Genomic DNA, 14,234 nt, shown 5'->3' with positions numbered 1-14,234 from the left:
ACACTTAAGATGTGATCTCGATGGGATCATAAATACCTGTTAATAGGTATATTCATCGGGACTGTAAACCACACAAATGGAATGGATAATGAAAAAGACAACTCTGGTGGTGTTAGGGGCTCTGATGGCTCCTATGGTAGCAAGCGCGCATCAAGCGGGTGATTTCCTGTTCCGTGCAGGGACTGCAACAGTGCGTCCTAATGCAGGTTCGGACAACGTTTTAGGCCAAGGATCGTTCAACGCCAATAACAACACCCAGTTGGGTCTGACTTTTGGCTATATGGTGACGGACAATATCGGCGTCGAGTTACTGGCTGCAACGCCGTTCCGCCATAAAGTTTCTCTGGGTGGCCCAGCGGTCAACGGGGATATTGCAACAGTTCGTCAACTGCCACCAACGCTGATGGCGCAGTACTACTTTGGTGACAAGCAGGACAAGCTGCGTCCATACCTGGGTATTGGTGTGAACTACACCATGTTCTTCGACGAGAAATTCAACGACAACGGGAAGGATGCAGGTTTAAGCAACCTGGACCTGAAAAATTCCTGGGGTGTTGCCGGGCAGGCAGGTCTGGATTACAACCTGGATGAGCACTGGATGCTGAACATGTCGGTCTGGTGGATGAATATCGAGACCAAGGTTCGCTTTGACGCCGGTGACCAACATCAGAGCGTTGATACGCGTCTGGATCCATTTGTATTTATGTTTGGTGCGGGCTACCGCTTCTAAGCTACGCTGCAATAAGGAGGCGCTGTTCGGCGCCTCCCTCTTTAGTTATTTAATGCGCATATCATTTTCGACCGATTTAACACCCGCCACGCCGCGAGTCACCTGAACGGCGCGATTGGCATCGGCGCTAGAGCTGACGAAACCGCTTAACTGAACCTTGCCTTTAAAGGTCTCGACGCTGATTTCGGTTGATTTTATGGTTTTATCCGCCAGCAGTGCTGACTTCACCTTGGTAGTGACGACCGTATCGTCGATATAGCCGCCAGTCCCTTCTGATTTTGCCGTTGGAGCACAGGCAGAAACTGCCATAGCCAAAATAGCCGCCATGCACAGCGCCGAAAGGGTTTTAAATAGCTTCATAAATGACTCTCCTTGCATATGTTATTGTTGAAATTAAAGGCTGATTTCAATCAGCTAACGAAATCGTATGCACTGAACCACTGAATATTTAGCGGCAAATATGATTGTGGGGCAGGTTGCTGGTTTGTTCAAATTGTTTGCGAAAATATCTTTGGCAAGATTGAGGGTAAACAAAGTGTTATCACCGGATACTTTCGTAGTATCCGGTGATTGAGAGCGGGGAGATTAAACGCGGGTAGCGGCTTTCATTTCACGGACAAACTTGCCTAGCTTTGCCAACATTTCTGCTGGTTGAGCCAGATTCTGTTCGATGATTTTAACAATTGCCGAACCGGAGATTGCCCCGGTGGCCCCGGCTTGCAACGCATCCTTGACCTGTGATGGTTCAGAGATGCCAAAGCCTTGCAGCGGTGGCGCCGCATGATACTCGCGCAGCTTATTGACCAGGTGGTGCAGCGGTAACTGTGCCCGGCTTTCCGTTCCGGTTACTCCGGCGCGTGACAGCAGGTAGGTGTAACCCCGGCCGTGGGACGAGATTTCACGCAGTAAATCTTCATCCGCATTTGGCGGGCAAATATAGATTGGCGCAATACCGTGGCGAGTTGCCGCCGCGCGGAAAGGCGCGGACTCTTCGAAAGGTACGTCCGCGATCAACACGGAATCTACACCGGCCTGCGCACAGCGCTGATAAAATGCGTCAATACCGCCGTGGAACACCAAGTTGGCGTACATCAGCAGGCCAATCGGAATATCAGGGTGCTTCTGACGGATCGCCGCCAGCATTTCGAAACAGTGCGTTGGCGTAACCCCAGAAGCGAAAGCACGCAGAGCTGCACTTTGAATGGTTGGGCCATCGGCCAGCGGATCCGAGAAGGGGATCCCCAACTCCAAGGCATCTGCACCGTTCTCCACCAGCGTATCAATGATCTGTAACGATAGCGTCGGGTTTGGGTCGCCGAGGGTGACAAACGGCACAAAGGCGCCTTCTTTATTATTTTCCAACCGTTTGAACAGTTGCTGATAACGTTCCATCAGATTTCTCCCCGTGCTTTCAGAATGTCGTGAACGGTAAATATGTCTTTGTCGCCGCGGCCGGACAGGTTAACCACCAGGATCTGTTCTTTCTGCGGCTCTTCACGGATCATTTTCAACGCGTGTGCGAGGGCATGGGAAGACTCCAACGCCGGGATAATCCCTTCGTGGCGGGAAAGCTCCTTGAAAGCCTCCAGCGCTTCATCATCGGTGATCGACACGTATTCTGCACGGCCGATGCTGTTGAGATAGGCGTGCTGCGGGCCAACGGAAGGGAAGTCCAAACCGGCGGAAATCGAGTAAGACTCCTCGATCTGGCCTTCAGAGGTTTGCATCATCGGTGATTTCATACCGAAGTAGATCCCTACCTTGCCATGTTTCAGCGGCGCACCATGCTGGCCGGTTTCGATCCCCAGGCCAGCGGGTTCAACGCCGATCAGGCCAACGCTGGTATCATCGATAAAGTCGGCAAACATGCCGATGGCGTTGGAACCGCCGCCAACGCAGGCCAATACGGCATCCGGCAGACGGCCTTCACGCTCCAGCACCTGAGCTTTGGTTTCTTCGCCGATCATGCGTTGGAATTCACGCACGATGGTCGGGAACGGGTGCGGGCCTGCGGCAGTGCCCAGCATGTAGTGGGCCTTTTCGTAAGAGCCAGACCAGTCGCGCAGCGCTTCGTTACAGGCATCTTTCAGCGTGGAAGAGCCGCTGTGCACCGGGATCACTTCTGCTCCCATCAGGCGCATACGAAATACGTTAGGTGACTGGCGTTCGATGTCCTTGGCGCCCATGTAGATACGGCATTTCAGACCGAGCAGGGCGCAGGCCAGCGCAGAGGCCACACCGTGTTGGCCTGCGCCGGTTTCCGCGATGATCTCGGTTTTGCCCATGCGTTTGGCAAGCAGCGCCTGGCCCAATACCTGGTTGGTCTTATGGGCACCGCCGTGCAGCAGATCTTCACGCTTCAGGTAGAGCTTGGTTTTGCTACCGGCAGTCAGGTTTTTGCACAGCGTCAGTGCCGTCGGGCGACCCGCGTAGTTTTTCAGCAGATCGATAAACTCTGCCTGGAACTCTGGGTCACGCTGGGCGCTGACGAAGGCTTCTTCCAGTTGTTTCAGGGCTGGCATCAAAATTTGCGGCACGTACTGACCGCCAAATTCGCCGAAGTAAGGGTTAAGCAGCGTCATTATTTTTCCCGTTATTATCCGTTAAATGAGGTTCGCAATCAGTAGGCGCGCAGGGTTTGGAACACCGCCGCCAGACGCTCGGCATCTTTGATGCCGGGTTGGCTCTCTACGCCAGAGTTGAAATCGAGGCCCGCACAGCCCAGTTGGGCCGCATCTACGCAGTTGTCTGCACTCAGGCCGCCAGCCAGCATCACGTTGTCCAGCGTTTGGCCCTGCAACACTGACCAGTCAAAGCGAACTCCGGTACCGCCAGCGCCGTTATCCAGCAGGTAACGATCGACCTGTTGCAGATCGCGAGCGGGTAGGCTGTCTTTTACGCTCAAGGCTTTCCAGATCTGACAGGTGGCTGGCAGCTCGGCGCGCAGGGCGTTGATATAAGCCTGGTCTTCCGCGCCGTGCAGTTGCACCGCATGCAGACCAAGGAGCTCGGCAGTTTGCGCTACCGTAGCGATCGGCGCATCACAGAAAACACCCACATATTTCAACGGCGCTCCGGCGATCACTTCCCTGGCGTGGGCAATGTCCACGTTACGCGGGGAACGGCCAACGAAGATCAGACCGCCGTAGTTGGCACCTGCCTGATAAGCGGCTGCGGCATCTTGCGGCCGGGTCAGGCCGCAGACCTTGTTGTCGCCCAGGATCACGCGGCGTACCGCGCTGCGCAGGTTGGTTTCCGACATCAAGGCGCTGCCGATCAGAAAACCGTTGGCATAGCGACTGAGTTCACGGATCTGGCGATAGTTATTGATGCCGGACTCGCTGATCACCGTCACGCCATGTGGCACTTTAGGAGCCAGGATACGGGTGCGATCCAGATCGATAGACAGATCGCGCAGATCGCGGTTGTTGATGCCAATCACTTTGGCTTCGAGCTGTACCGCGCGCTGTAATTCCTCTTCGCTGATCACCTCGGTCAGCACGCCCATATTCAGGCTGTGTGCCACCGCGGCAAGTTGGCGGTACTGTTCGTCATCGAGCACTGACAGCATCAACAGAATGGCGTCGGCCTGGTAGTGACGTGCCAGATAGATTTGGTAAGGGTCGATCATAAAGTCCTTACACAGTACCGGCTGGCTCACGGTTTTACTCACCAGCGGCAGAAAATCGAAGCTGCCCTGGAAGTATTGCTCATCGGTCAGCACCGAGATCGCCGAGGCGAAATCCTTATACACCGAGGCGATTTCCACCGGGTCAAAATTCTCGCGGATCAGCCCCTTGGAAGGAGAGGCTTTCTTGCATTCGAGAATAAATGCTGTTCTGGCGCCTTGTAGCGCATGATAAAAGCTACGCTCGCTTGGCACGATTTCGTTTTGAAAGCTGGCTAATGGCTGTTGTTGCTTACGTGCCGCGACCCACTGCGCCTTGTCACGAACAATCTTGTTGAGCACGGTTTCCTGCATCATTTATCCTCTTGCTGCCAAAGCAGTGACACGCTGGTAAGCCTGCCCACTGTGGATCATTTCCAATGCCTGCTGCGCGTTCTGGCGCAGGTCTTCCTGTCCGAATAGTTTCAGCAACAGTGCGACGTTGGCGGCGACCGCCGCGGCGTGCGCTGGCTCGCCTTTACCTTGTAACAACCTTGCCAGAATGTCACGATTTTCTTCCGGCGACCCGCCCAGCAGAGAGCCCAGCGGGTAGCTGTCCAACCCAAAAGATTTAGGCGTCAGCTGATAACTTTCAATTTCGCCGTCATTCAGCTCGGCTACGTGAGTGGTGGTGTGGATCGCCACTTCATCCATGCCGCCACCGTGCACGACGGCGGCGCGCTGATAACCCAATACGCGCAGGGTTTTGGCGATTGGCAACACCAGCTCCGGACTATAGACCCCAATCAACGCCAACGGTGGGCGAGCCGGGTTAATCAACGGCCCGAGTACGTTGAACACCGTGCGGGTCTTCAACTGTTGGCGTACCGGCATCGCATGGCGAAAACCGGTGTGATACTGCGGTGCAAACAGGAAACACACGCCCAGTTCATCCAATGCCTTGCGAGATTCTTCCGCGGGCAGATCCAGGCGGATCCCGAAGGCGGCCAACAGATCGGATGAACCGGAACGGCTGGAGACGCTGCGGTTGCCGTGCTTAGCCACCTTGACCCCACAGGCCGCGGCGACAAAGGCGCTGGCCGTGGAGATATTGATGCTGTTGGTGCCGTCACCGCCGGTGCCGACGATATCCGCGAAGGCATAGTCCGGGCGTGGGAACGGTAAAGCATCGGCCAAGAGCGCCTTGGCTGCTCCGGCGATTTCTTCCGGGTGCTCACCGCGGATCTTCATGCTGATCAAGGCCGCCGCCAGTTGGCTAGGTTCCAGCTCACCGCGCACGATAGCGCTGAATAACTGCTGGCTTTCTTCCTGGCTCATCGACTCCGAGCGATACAGTTTTTCAAGAATAGGTTGCATAGTCGGTTCCCCTTGATTATTTCGCCAGCGCCCAGGCCAACGTCTGCTCAAGCAAACGCGCGCCTTGGGTGGTCAGAATGGATTCTGGATGGAATTGGAAACCACATACGCGGTGTTCATCGTGACGCACTGCCATCACCATGTCGCCGAAGCGAGCATTGACGGTCAGTCCTTCAGGGATATTGCTGCCGACCAGCGAGTGATAGCGGGCGACCGGCAGCGGGTTGGCCATACCGGCAAACATCCCCTGGTTATCGTGAGTAATGGAAGACGCCTTGCCGTGCAAGATCTCACCGGCCTGGCCAACGTGGCCGCCATAGGCTTCCACAATCGCCTGATGGCCGAGACAGATACCGATGATTGGCATCTGGCCGCGCAGGCGTTGCAACAGCTCGGGCATACAGCCGGCGTCGGCTGGAGTACCTGGGCCTGGGGACAGCATCAAAATAGGCTGCTCCATCTGTTGCAGACGCGCGATGATGATCTCGGCGGCAATCTGGTTACGGTAAATTACGACCTGATGGCCGCTGGCACGCAGTTGATCGACCAGGTTGTAAGTAAAGGAGTCGACGTTGTCGAGCAGTAAGATATCGGCCATTAGAAAATCTCCTTGGCCTGGTGCGCGCTGGCGATGGCACGCAGCACGGCACGTGCCTTGTTACGGGTTTCATCGGCTTCTGCCTGCGGAACGGAATCCAGCACCACACCGGCACCGGCCTGCACGGTGGCAACACCGTCCTCAACATACGCGGAACGAATGACAATACAGGTATCGAGATCGCCGTGAGCGGTAAAGTAACCCACTGCGCCGCCGTAGCTGCCACGACGGGTGCCTTCAGAGGCGGCAATCAGTTGCATGGCGCGCACTTTAGGTGCACCGCTCAACGTGCCCATATTCATACAGGCCTGATAGGCATGCAGCACGTCGAGATCGCTACGCAGCTTGCCGACCACGCGGGAAACCAGGTGCATCACGAATGAGTAACGGTCTACCTTGGTCAGGTCGGCCACATAGCGGCTGCCAGCTTCACAGATGCGGGCCAGATCGTTGCGGGCCAGATCGACCAGCATCAGGTGTTCCGCCAGCTCTTTATGGTCGGTACGCATTTCCAGTTCGATGCGGCTGTCGAGATCCAGATCCAGCGAACCGTCGGCGCGGCGTCCGCGAGGACGAGTACCGGCGATCGGATAGATTTCGATCTGGCGGCTGGTAGCTTCATATTTCAGCGCGCTTTCCGGCGAGGCACCGAACAGCGTGAACTCGTTGTCCTGCATAAAGAACATGTAAGGGCTTGGATTGTTTTCCTTCAGCGTCTGGTAAGCCGCCAGCGGGTTAGGGCAAGGCAGAGAGAAGCGACGAGAAGGCACCACCTGGAAAATCTCACCGTGGCGGATGGCTTGCTGCAACTGGCTGACTACCGCGCCGTACTCTTCATCGCTCTGATTGCAGCTTAACTGCATGTCTTCCAGTTTCTGATGAGGAATGGCGATCGGAGTTTGCTGCAATTGCACCTGAAGCTGTTCGAGACGCTGCTGCAAACGCAGGGTTTCAGCGTTGTCACCGTTAAATACGCTGGCTTGTAAACGAGCTACGCCGCGTTGGTGATCCAGCACCAGCAGCGTTTCCGCCAGATAGAAACAGAAGTCCGGGCAACGTTGGTCTTGGCGCAGCTCTGGCAGGTCTTCAAAACCAGCAACCAGGTCATAGGCAAACAGGCCGCCGAGCAACATCGCTTCACGTTCATCGGCAGGAGCATCGACCAGCGTAAGCATCGTGCGCAATGCATCAAACACCGACAGTGAACGCAGGCGGGCATCTTCGTCTTGTACCGTATCAATTGCCGGGAAGGTCAGCTCACGGCCATTAGGGCGAACCTGGATTTGTACGTCGGTAGGCAAGGCTTCATCCAACAGTGGCAGCAGGGCTGCGCCGTTAGCAGTCAGCGCCTGAAGGCTGACTTTACGGCCCAAGGCGGTAATGCGCAGGGCACTGTCGACAATCAGCAGGCTTTTCAGGTTTTGCTTGCTGTTGATTTCCGCCGAGTCCAGCAACAGGGTGGCAGGGCGAGCGCCGCACAGCTGATGAAAAATCGCCGTCGGATCGCTGCGGTAACCGGCCTGTGCCGTGAGTAGTTTGAGCTGTGGTTTGATGTTCATCTTCGGTAGTTCCAGTCAAATCTTGTCCATTAAAAAGCCCGCTGTAATGAGCGGGCCTAGGGAATCTGCAGTGTCAGATGACAGGTATGCGTGATTACTCGACCCTTGAATGGGAAGTACGCCACCAGCGAAGAAGAGAAGTGTGCTTAGTCATCATGTTGCTCTCTGTATTTTCATCCAACACGGTCATTGCCGTGAACTTGTGTACTAGTTAACTGGAACGAAGGGGCAATGTCAACTCTCTTTTTGCACAATATGTTAGCGGCTAATGTGAAATCGTTAATCTGGCGGGAGCGCCATCGGCAGAATAGATTTCCGTCCGGCCAACCATAACGGGTATGATAGAAAGCCAAGCCATAGCAGGATATCCCTTTTGACAGACAGCAGCCCACAATCCTCCGCTTTTACCCTGTACGATCTCCACAGCCACACCACCGCTTCGGACGGTTACTTAACGCCGACACAATTGGTGCGGCGAGCCGTTGAGATGCGCGTTGGCGTGCTGGCTATTACCGATCACGACACCACCAATGGATTGGCAGAGGCCGCGGCCGCGATAGCCGATCTTGCCTTGCCCTTGCAGCTGGTTAACGGCGTCGAGATTTCTACGCTGTGGGAAAACCATGAGATCCACATTGTTGGGCTGGGGCTCGGTATCACCCATCCGGCGCTGTTACAACTGCTGGTCGAACAGACCGAGCGCCGTAATCTACGTGCGCAAGAAATCGGCGTTCGGTTAGCGAAAGCACGTATTCCCGATGCCTATGCCGGAGCACAACAGTTGGCGGGGGATGGGGCGGTTACCAGAGGGCATTTTGCCCGTTTTCTGGTGCAGCAGGGCATGGCCGACAACATGGCGCAGGTGTTCAAGAAGTATCTCGCCAAAGGGAAAATCGGCTATGTTCCGCCACAGTGGTGTACAATAGAACAAGCCATTGATGTCATTCATCAATCCGGTGGCCAAGCGGTGATGGCGCATCCGGGCCGTTACGATCTGACGGCAAAATGGCTGAAACGCCTGCTGGCCTATTTTGCCGAACATGGCGGCGATGCGATGGAGGTGGCGCAGTGTCAGCAAGCCCCCCATGAGCGTACGGTGTTGGCTAAATATGCGCAGGACTATCAATTATTGGCGTCTCAGGGTTCGGATTTCCATCAGCCCTGTTCGTGGATTGAGTTGGGGCGCAAACTGTGGTTACCCGGCGGTGTTGAACCGGTGTGGCGAGATTGGCCACAGCCCCAAGAGAGCAACGTAAATTGATTTAACGCGGGCGTTGTCGTCCGCGTGCATCATTTTCAGGAGTTACAGATGAGCCAGCTATTTTATATTCACCCGGACAATCCGCAGCCGCGCCTGGTCAATCAGGCCGTAGAGGTGCTGCGCAAGGGCGGTGTGATCGTCTATCCAACAGACTCTGGCTACGCGCTGGGCTGCAAACTTGAAGAGAAGACGGCCTTGGAGCGTATCTGCCGTATTCGCCAGTTGGACGGCAACCACAACTTTACGCTGATGTGCCGCGATCTGTCCGAGCTGTCGACCTATGCCTATGTGGACAATTCGTCGTTTCGCCTGATCAAGAACAATACGCCGGGCAATTACACCTTCATCCTGAAAGCGACCAAAGAAGTCCCTCGCCGCCTGATGAATGACAAGCGTAAAACCATCGGCCTGCGTGTGCCATCCAACCCGATTGCGCTGGCATTGCTGGAAGTGCTCAATGAGCCGATGATGTCGACCACGCTGATGCTGCCAGGTAATGACTTTGCCGAATCCGATCCGGAAGAGATCAGCGAACACCTTGGTAAGCAGGTGGATCTGGTGATCCACGGCGGTTTCCTGGGCCAGCAGCCAACCACGGTTATCGACCTGACCGAATCCTCCCCGGAAGTGATCCGTGAAGGGGCGGGCGATCCAGCGCCTTTCCGCTAAACTGCCGGACGAAGTCAGTGCCAAGGAGGGATAAAGCCTGTATAATAAGCGGTTGGTTTTGACCAAGTGCTAATCTTTGCGGCCTCCTCTTCTTGGTGAGAGTGGCGGCAAAGTCCCCCGACGCCTGTGAAGGCGACATTAGAGGTTGCTCAATGAGCGAAAAGTTACAGAAAGTATTAGCGAATGCTGGCCATGGCTCGCGTCGTGAAATAGAAACCATGATTGAGGCAGGTCGCATCAGCGTCGACGGCAAGATCGCCAAACTGGGCGACCGCGTTGAAGTGGTCGCCGGGATGAAAATTCGTCTGGACGGTCATGTTGTCTCGATCAAAGAATCCGAAGAAGCGGTTTGCCGCGTGCTGGCTTATTACAAGCCGGAAGGCGAACTCTGTACCCGTAGCGATCCAGAAGGTCGCCCAACGGTCTTCGATCGCCTGCCAAAACTGCGTGGCTCTCGCTGGGTAGCGGTAGGGCGTTTGGACGTGAATACCTCAGGCTTGCTGCTGTTTACCACTGACGGTGAACTGGCTAACCGCCTGATGCACCCAAGCCGCGAAGTTGAACGCGAATACGCCGTGCGCGTGTTCGGCCAGATCGACGACGAAAAGCTCAAGCAACTGAGCAAAGGTGTCCAACTGGAAGATGGCCCAGCGGCATTCCGCACCATCACCTTCCAGGGTGGCGAAGGGATCAACCAGTGGTACAACGTCACGTTGACCGAAGGCCGTAACCGTGAGGTGCGTCGCCTGTGGGAAGCCGTTGGCGTGCAGGTAAGCCGTTTGATCCGCGTACGTTACGGCGATATCGATCTGCCAAAAGGCCTGCCTCGTGGCGGCTATACCGAGCTGGATCTCAAGGCGATCAACTATTTGCGTGAGCTGGTGGAACTGCAACCGGAAACCGTCAGCAAACTGCCGGTGGAACGCGATCGCCGCCGTGTGAAAGCCAACCAGATCCGCCGTGCGGTAAAACGTCACAGCCAGGTTGCTCCCGGCAGCCGTCGTGGCGCACCAGGCAGCAGCAAACCGGGTAAACCGGCCAAGTCTTCCAAGCGTAGCTAAATTTATCACCGTGGCCTTGCCTTCTGGCTTGGCCACGGGTTATTCAGTTACCAGTCAATGCCCTGCTGAGCCTTGATCCCCGCTTCAAACGCGTGCTTCACCGGCCGCATCTCCGTTACGGTATCCGCCAGCTCCAGCAAATCGCGATGACAGCCACGCCCCGTGATAATCACCGTCTGGTGCGCAGGACGCTGCTCAAGCGCCTCCAGCAGCTCTGCCAGCTCTAAATAGCCGTAGCTCACCATATAGGTCAACTCGTCCATCAGCACCATATCCAGGCTGCTGTCGGCCAACATCCGCTTACCGTGTTGCCAGACGGCCTGACAGGCGGCGGTATCACTTTCCCGATCCTGAGTTTCCCAGGTAAAGCCGGTTGCCATCACCTGAAATTCCACGCCGTGCTGTTGCAGCAGGTTTTTCTCGCCGTTGGGCCATTGGCCTTTGATAAACTGGATCACTCCAGCCTTCATACCGTGGCCGACGGCGCGGGTGACGGTACCAAATGCAGCGGTGGTCTTGCCTTTACCATTGCCGGTAAAGACCAGCAATAGACCACGGGTTTCCTGCGCGGCGGCAATGCGGGCATCCACCTGTTCTTTCAGCCGTTGCTGGCGTTGCTGGTGACGATCTTCAGCCATGTTAAAAGCTTCCTTATTCGGCGGCGCCGGGTTTACGGTTAGGCTGAGCATCGAAGCTCTTGCCGGTTTTACGGCGGCTGTCATCGCCCATCAAATACAGATAGAGCGGCATGATATCGGCCGGTGTTTTCAGCTTGTTTTTATCTTCCTGTGGGAATGCAGATGCACGCATTTTGGTGCGAGTTCCGCCAGGATTGATGCAATTTACCCGCAAGTTACGGTTTTTATACTCATCGGCCAATACCTGCATCATCCCTTCGGTAGCAAACTTGGAAACGGCATAGGCTCCCCAGCCGGCACGGCCGGTACGGCCAACGCTGGAACTGGTGAACACCAACGATCCTGCATTGGATTTCAGCAGCAACGGCAGCAGCGCCTGGGTAAGCATGAAGGTGGCATTCACGTTGACCTGCATCACTTCGTTCCACATGGTCATCGAAAGTTCAGCCATTGGGGCTATGTCGCCCAACAGGCCGGCGTTTTGCAATACGCCGTCCAGACGTGGCACCTTGGTGGCCAAGTCGGCCGCCAGGGTTTGGCACTGTTCTGGCGTGGTGTGTAACAAATCCAGCGTAACGATATGCGTCGGGGCGCTGGAGATGGCGGCAATTTCGGCCTGAACGGCCTGCAGTTTGCTTTCCGTGCGGCCAAGCAGCACTAGCTGTGCGCCGTAGCGAGCGTAAGTCAGCGCCGCTTCACGACCAATGCCGTCGCCCGCACCGGTCACCAGAATAATTCGTTGTTCGAGCAGATCCTGCTTAGGTTGGTAATGCACAATAGTTCCTCGCGCCTGGTTGGCGGCTCCCGCGCTATGGCTGGAAGCTTGGGTGGATTGCGGATCGCTGGCAGGAGCAGGGTTGCTCAACCACAATGGCGATCCGCTGCGAATTTTTGTCAGTCATTTAATGAATAATGTCTGTTATATGCCTGAAATGGATCGCATTTTCAATGAGTAACCTACAGAAACGGCATTCTTTTGTAACAAAAACGGTACAATAGCGGCTTGGTTACCGCTGCGGGCAACCCCATAGCACGGAGGTGCGCCGCATGCTCATTCAATCTGAATTTTCATTTAGGCGCGACAGCCGTGGTGCCATTTGCTAAAAAGTACGTAGGGGTGCTGCATGCTGCGCCCGCTCAACTAACAAACTGTAAATAAAGGCGGTATCTGTGGAGTTTATATCTGTTTATGGCCTTTTCCTGGCCAAAGTTGCCACGGTGGTGATTGCTATTGCCGCGTTGGTGTTGCTGGCGGTGAGCCTCGGGCAGCGCAAGAGCCAGCAGAAAGGGGAACTGCAGCTTACCGACCTGGGTGAGCAATATCGTGAAATGCAACGGGAAATGCGCCTTGCCCGCATGGGAGCGGCAGAGCAGAAGGCCTGGAGCAAGCAGTTTAAAAAGCAGAACAAGGCCGACGACAAGCTGAAAAAACAGCGTGCCAAGGCCGGTGCGGTTGAGGCAGTCAAACCTTGCCTGTATGTACTGGACTTCAAGGGAAGTATGGATGCCCATGAGGTCAGCTCACTGCGTGAAGAAATCTCTGCCGTGTTGGCGGTAGCGACGGCCAAAGACGAGGTGTTGCTGCGTTTGGAGAGCCCAGGTGGGGTGGTGCACGGTTATGGTCTGGCCGCCTCGCAGTTGGAGCGCCTGCGCAAGGGCGGTATCCGCCTGACGGTGGCGGTGGATAAGGTCGCGGCTAGCGGCGGTTACATGATGGCCTGCGTTGCCGACCGCATTGTGGCAGCCCCGTTTGCCATCATTGGGTCGATCGGCGTGGTTGCGCAGATCCCCAACTTCCATCGTTTGCTGCAAAAGAGCAACATCGATGTGGAATTGCACACCGCTGGCCAGTTCAAACGCACCTTGACCCTGTTTGGTGAGAATACCGAACAAGGGCGGGAAAAATTCCGTGAAGATCTGAACGAAACCCACGAGTTGTTCAAACAGTTTGTTCATCAGCAACGTCCTTCATTGGCTATCGAAGAGGTCGCGACCGGTGAGCATTGGTATGGCACTCAGGCGAAAGATAAAGGGCTGGTTGACGCGGTCGGCACCAGTGACGATCTGCTGATTGCCGAGATGGAAAATCATGAGGTGGTAGGGGTGCGCTATGCTCGCCGTAAACGCCTGATCGACCGCTTTACCGGCAGTGCGGCAGAGAGCGCCGATCGTCTGCTGTTGCGCTGGTGGCAACGCGGCGAGAAACCATTGTTGTAAGCTGTTAAACCGGTGATTACACGGGGCCAGATGGCCCCGTTTTTAATGGTTAATCCACCAGATGATATTTCTCGGAAAGCACATGGGCCAGGTGCTTAAACATATTAAATACGGCGGTGGTTTTTGCCGTTGGCAGCCCCTCGGGATCTAAAAAGAACTCGCCGCGGAAAACCAACACGCTGCCTTTCTGCTCAACGTCGGTGGCCACCATGCCGTGCATATAATCTTCGTGTTGGCGGATGATGTTATTTGCTTCAGTAAGCAGATCTGCTCGTTCGATGGGTTGAGTGTTGTTACGCATTTATTTCTCCTGCAAGCGAAAATTCTGAACGTATTCTAGCGCGGGTTCGCGTTTGTCCGCAAACCAGCTAAGGTTTAATTGCCGTCTGGACGGCCAGTGATTTGACCGTCCGAGGTGAAATGAGGTTTTCCACGCTAATTAAGTTGCGTCGCGTTTGTTATCAGGTAGAGTGTGGGATTTTGCGGCTTCCGGTGGAAGGATTTGTTTACGCTCAAC

At 55.4% G+C, this 14,234-nt stretch carries 15 protein-coding genes and 1 other annotated feature; of the genes, 5 read left to right on the top strand and 10 right to left on the bottom strand.

Translation table 11 applies throughout. From position 1 onward, the window contains the following. Positions 1–88 precede the first annotated feature (88 nt). The gene (ompW, locus tag D9980_RS08140) at positions 89–730 is read left to right on the top strand and encodes an outer membrane protein OmpW (RefSeq protein ID WP_121606986.1); all 642 of its coding nucleotides are present in this window, start codon (positions 89–91) and stop codon (positions 728–730) included. A gap of 45 nt (positions 731–775) precedes the next feature. Here ompW and D9980_RS08135 read toward each other — a convergent pair whose 3' ends face one another. The 7 genes from D9980_RS08135 to D9980_RS08105 form a co-directional block, all read right to left on the bottom strand. Next, positions 776–1,090, bottom strand: coding sequence for a BON domain-containing protein (locus D9980_RS08135; RefSeq protein WP_024486834.1), 315 nt, complete (start codon positions 1,088–1,090; stop codon positions 776–778). Between the two features lie 225 nt (positions 1,091–1,315). Next, positions 1,316–2,122, bottom strand: a complete 807-nt coding sequence (trpA, locus tag D9980_RS08130) for a tryptophan synthase subunit alpha (RefSeq protein WP_121606985.1) — start codon at positions 2,120–2,122, stop codon at positions 1,316–1,318. Next, positions 2,122–3,312 (bottom strand): tryptophan synthase subunit beta, encoded by a 1,191-nt coding sequence (trpB, locus tag D9980_RS08125; protein ID WP_024486835.1) that lies wholly within the window; start codon positions 3,310–3,312, stop codon positions 2,122–2,124. Before trpB ends, trpA begins: the two co-directional genes overlap by 1 nt. Before the next feature lie 38 nt (positions 3,313–3,350). Continuing rightward, positions 3,351–4,712 carry a bifunctional indole-3-glycerol-phosphate synthase TrpC/phosphoribosylanthranilate isomerase TrpF gene (gene trpCF, locus D9980_RS08120; protein WP_202913991.1) on the bottom strand — a complete coding sequence of 454 codons (1,362 nt, stop codon included), beginning with the start codon at positions 4,710–4,712 and terminating at the stop codon, positions 3,351–3,353. A gap of 3 nt (positions 4,713–4,715) precedes the next feature. Continuing rightward, positions 4,716–5,714 (bottom strand): anthranilate phosphoribosyltransferase, encoded by a 999-nt coding sequence (gene trpD, locus D9980_RS08115; protein ID WP_121606983.1) that lies wholly within the window; start codon positions 5,712–5,714, stop codon positions 4,716–4,718. A 16-nt stretch (positions 5,715–5,730) separates the two neighbouring features. Then, positions 5,731–6,312: a gamma-glutamyl-gamma-aminobutyrate hydrolase family protein gene (locus D9980_RS08110; RefSeq protein ID WP_021806581.1), complete on the bottom strand. Its 582-nt coding sequence runs from the start codon at positions 6,310–6,312 to the stop codon at positions 5,731–5,733. Next, positions 6,312–7,871 carry an anthranilate synthase component 1 gene (locus D9980_RS08105; protein ID WP_121606982.1) on the bottom strand — a complete coding sequence of 520 codons (1,560 nt, stop codon included), beginning with the start codon at positions 7,869–7,871 and terminating at the stop codon, positions 6,312–6,314. The genes D9980_RS08110 and D9980_RS08105 overlap by 1 nt, the downstream gene beginning before the upstream one ends. Positions 7,872–7,899: 28 nt before the next feature. Further along, positions 7,900–8,004, bottom strand: a sequence feature (Trp leader region). 240 nt (positions 8,005–8,244) lie between these two features. On the opposite strand from D9980_RS08105, the gene D9980_RS08100 reads away from it, so the two are divergent. The 3 genes from D9980_RS08100 to rluB all read left to right on the top strand — a co-directional run bounded on the left by D9980_RS08100 (position 8,245) and on the right by rluB (position 10,862). Next, a complete protein-coding gene (locus D9980_RS08100) occupies positions 8,245–9,132 on the top strand; it encodes a PHP domain-containing protein (protein ID WP_121606981.1) in 888 nt (295 codons plus the stop codon). Positions 9,133–9,180: 48 nt separating this feature from the next. Then, positions 9,181–9,801: an L-threonylcarbamoyladenylate synthase gene (locus tag D9980_RS08095; RefSeq protein ID WP_021181255.1), complete on the top strand. Its 621-nt coding sequence runs from the start codon at positions 9,181–9,183 to the stop codon at positions 9,799–9,801. Between the two features lie 152 nt (positions 9,802–9,953). Next, the gene (gene rluB / locus D9980_RS08090; protein ID WP_024486388.1) at positions 9,954–10,862 is read left to right on the top strand and encodes a 23S rRNA pseudouridine(2605) synthase RluB; all 909 of its coding nucleotides are present in this window, start codon (positions 9,954–9,956) and stop codon (positions 10,860–10,862) included. A gap of 47 nt (positions 10,863–10,909) precedes the next feature. Here the strand turns inward: rluB and cobO are convergent, their stop codons facing one another. After that, entirely contained in the window at positions 10,910–11,500 is a 591-nt protein-coding gene (gene cobO, locus D9980_RS08085; RefSeq protein ID WP_024486387.1) for a cob(I)yrinic acid a,c-diamide adenosyltransferase, read from the bottom strand. A gap of 13 nt (positions 11,501–11,513) precedes the next feature. After that, on the bottom strand, positions 11,514–12,275 hold the full coding sequence (locus D9980_RS08080) for a YciK family oxidoreductase (protein ID WP_121606980.1): 762 nt from the start codon (positions 12,273–12,275) through the stop codon (positions 11,514–11,516). A 395-nt stretch (positions 12,276–12,670) separates the two neighbouring features. Here D9980_RS08080 and sohB point away from each other — a divergent pair, with 395 nt between their 5' ends. Beyond that, complete coding sequence (sohB, locus tag D9980_RS08075; protein ID WP_121606979.1) at positions 12,671–13,717, top strand: protease SohB; 1,047 nt, start codon at positions 12,671–12,673, stop codon at positions 13,715–13,717. Between the two features lie 49 nt (positions 13,718–13,766). Here sohB and D9980_RS08070 read toward each other — a convergent pair whose 3' ends face one another. Beyond that, positions 13,767–14,018 (bottom strand): YciN family protein, encoded by a 252-nt coding sequence (locus D9980_RS08070; protein ID WP_021181261.1) that lies wholly within the window; start codon positions 14,016–14,018, stop codon positions 13,767–13,769. Positions 14,019–14,234: the final 216 nt, after the last annotated feature.

It is taken from the genome of Serratia sp. 3ACOL1 (assembly GCF_003668775.1).
Classification (GTDB): Bacteria; Pseudomonadota; Gammaproteobacteria; order Enterobacterales; family Enterobacteriaceae; genus Chania; species Chania fonticola.
This window is presented reverse-complemented; position numbering and strand designations above follow the sequence as displayed.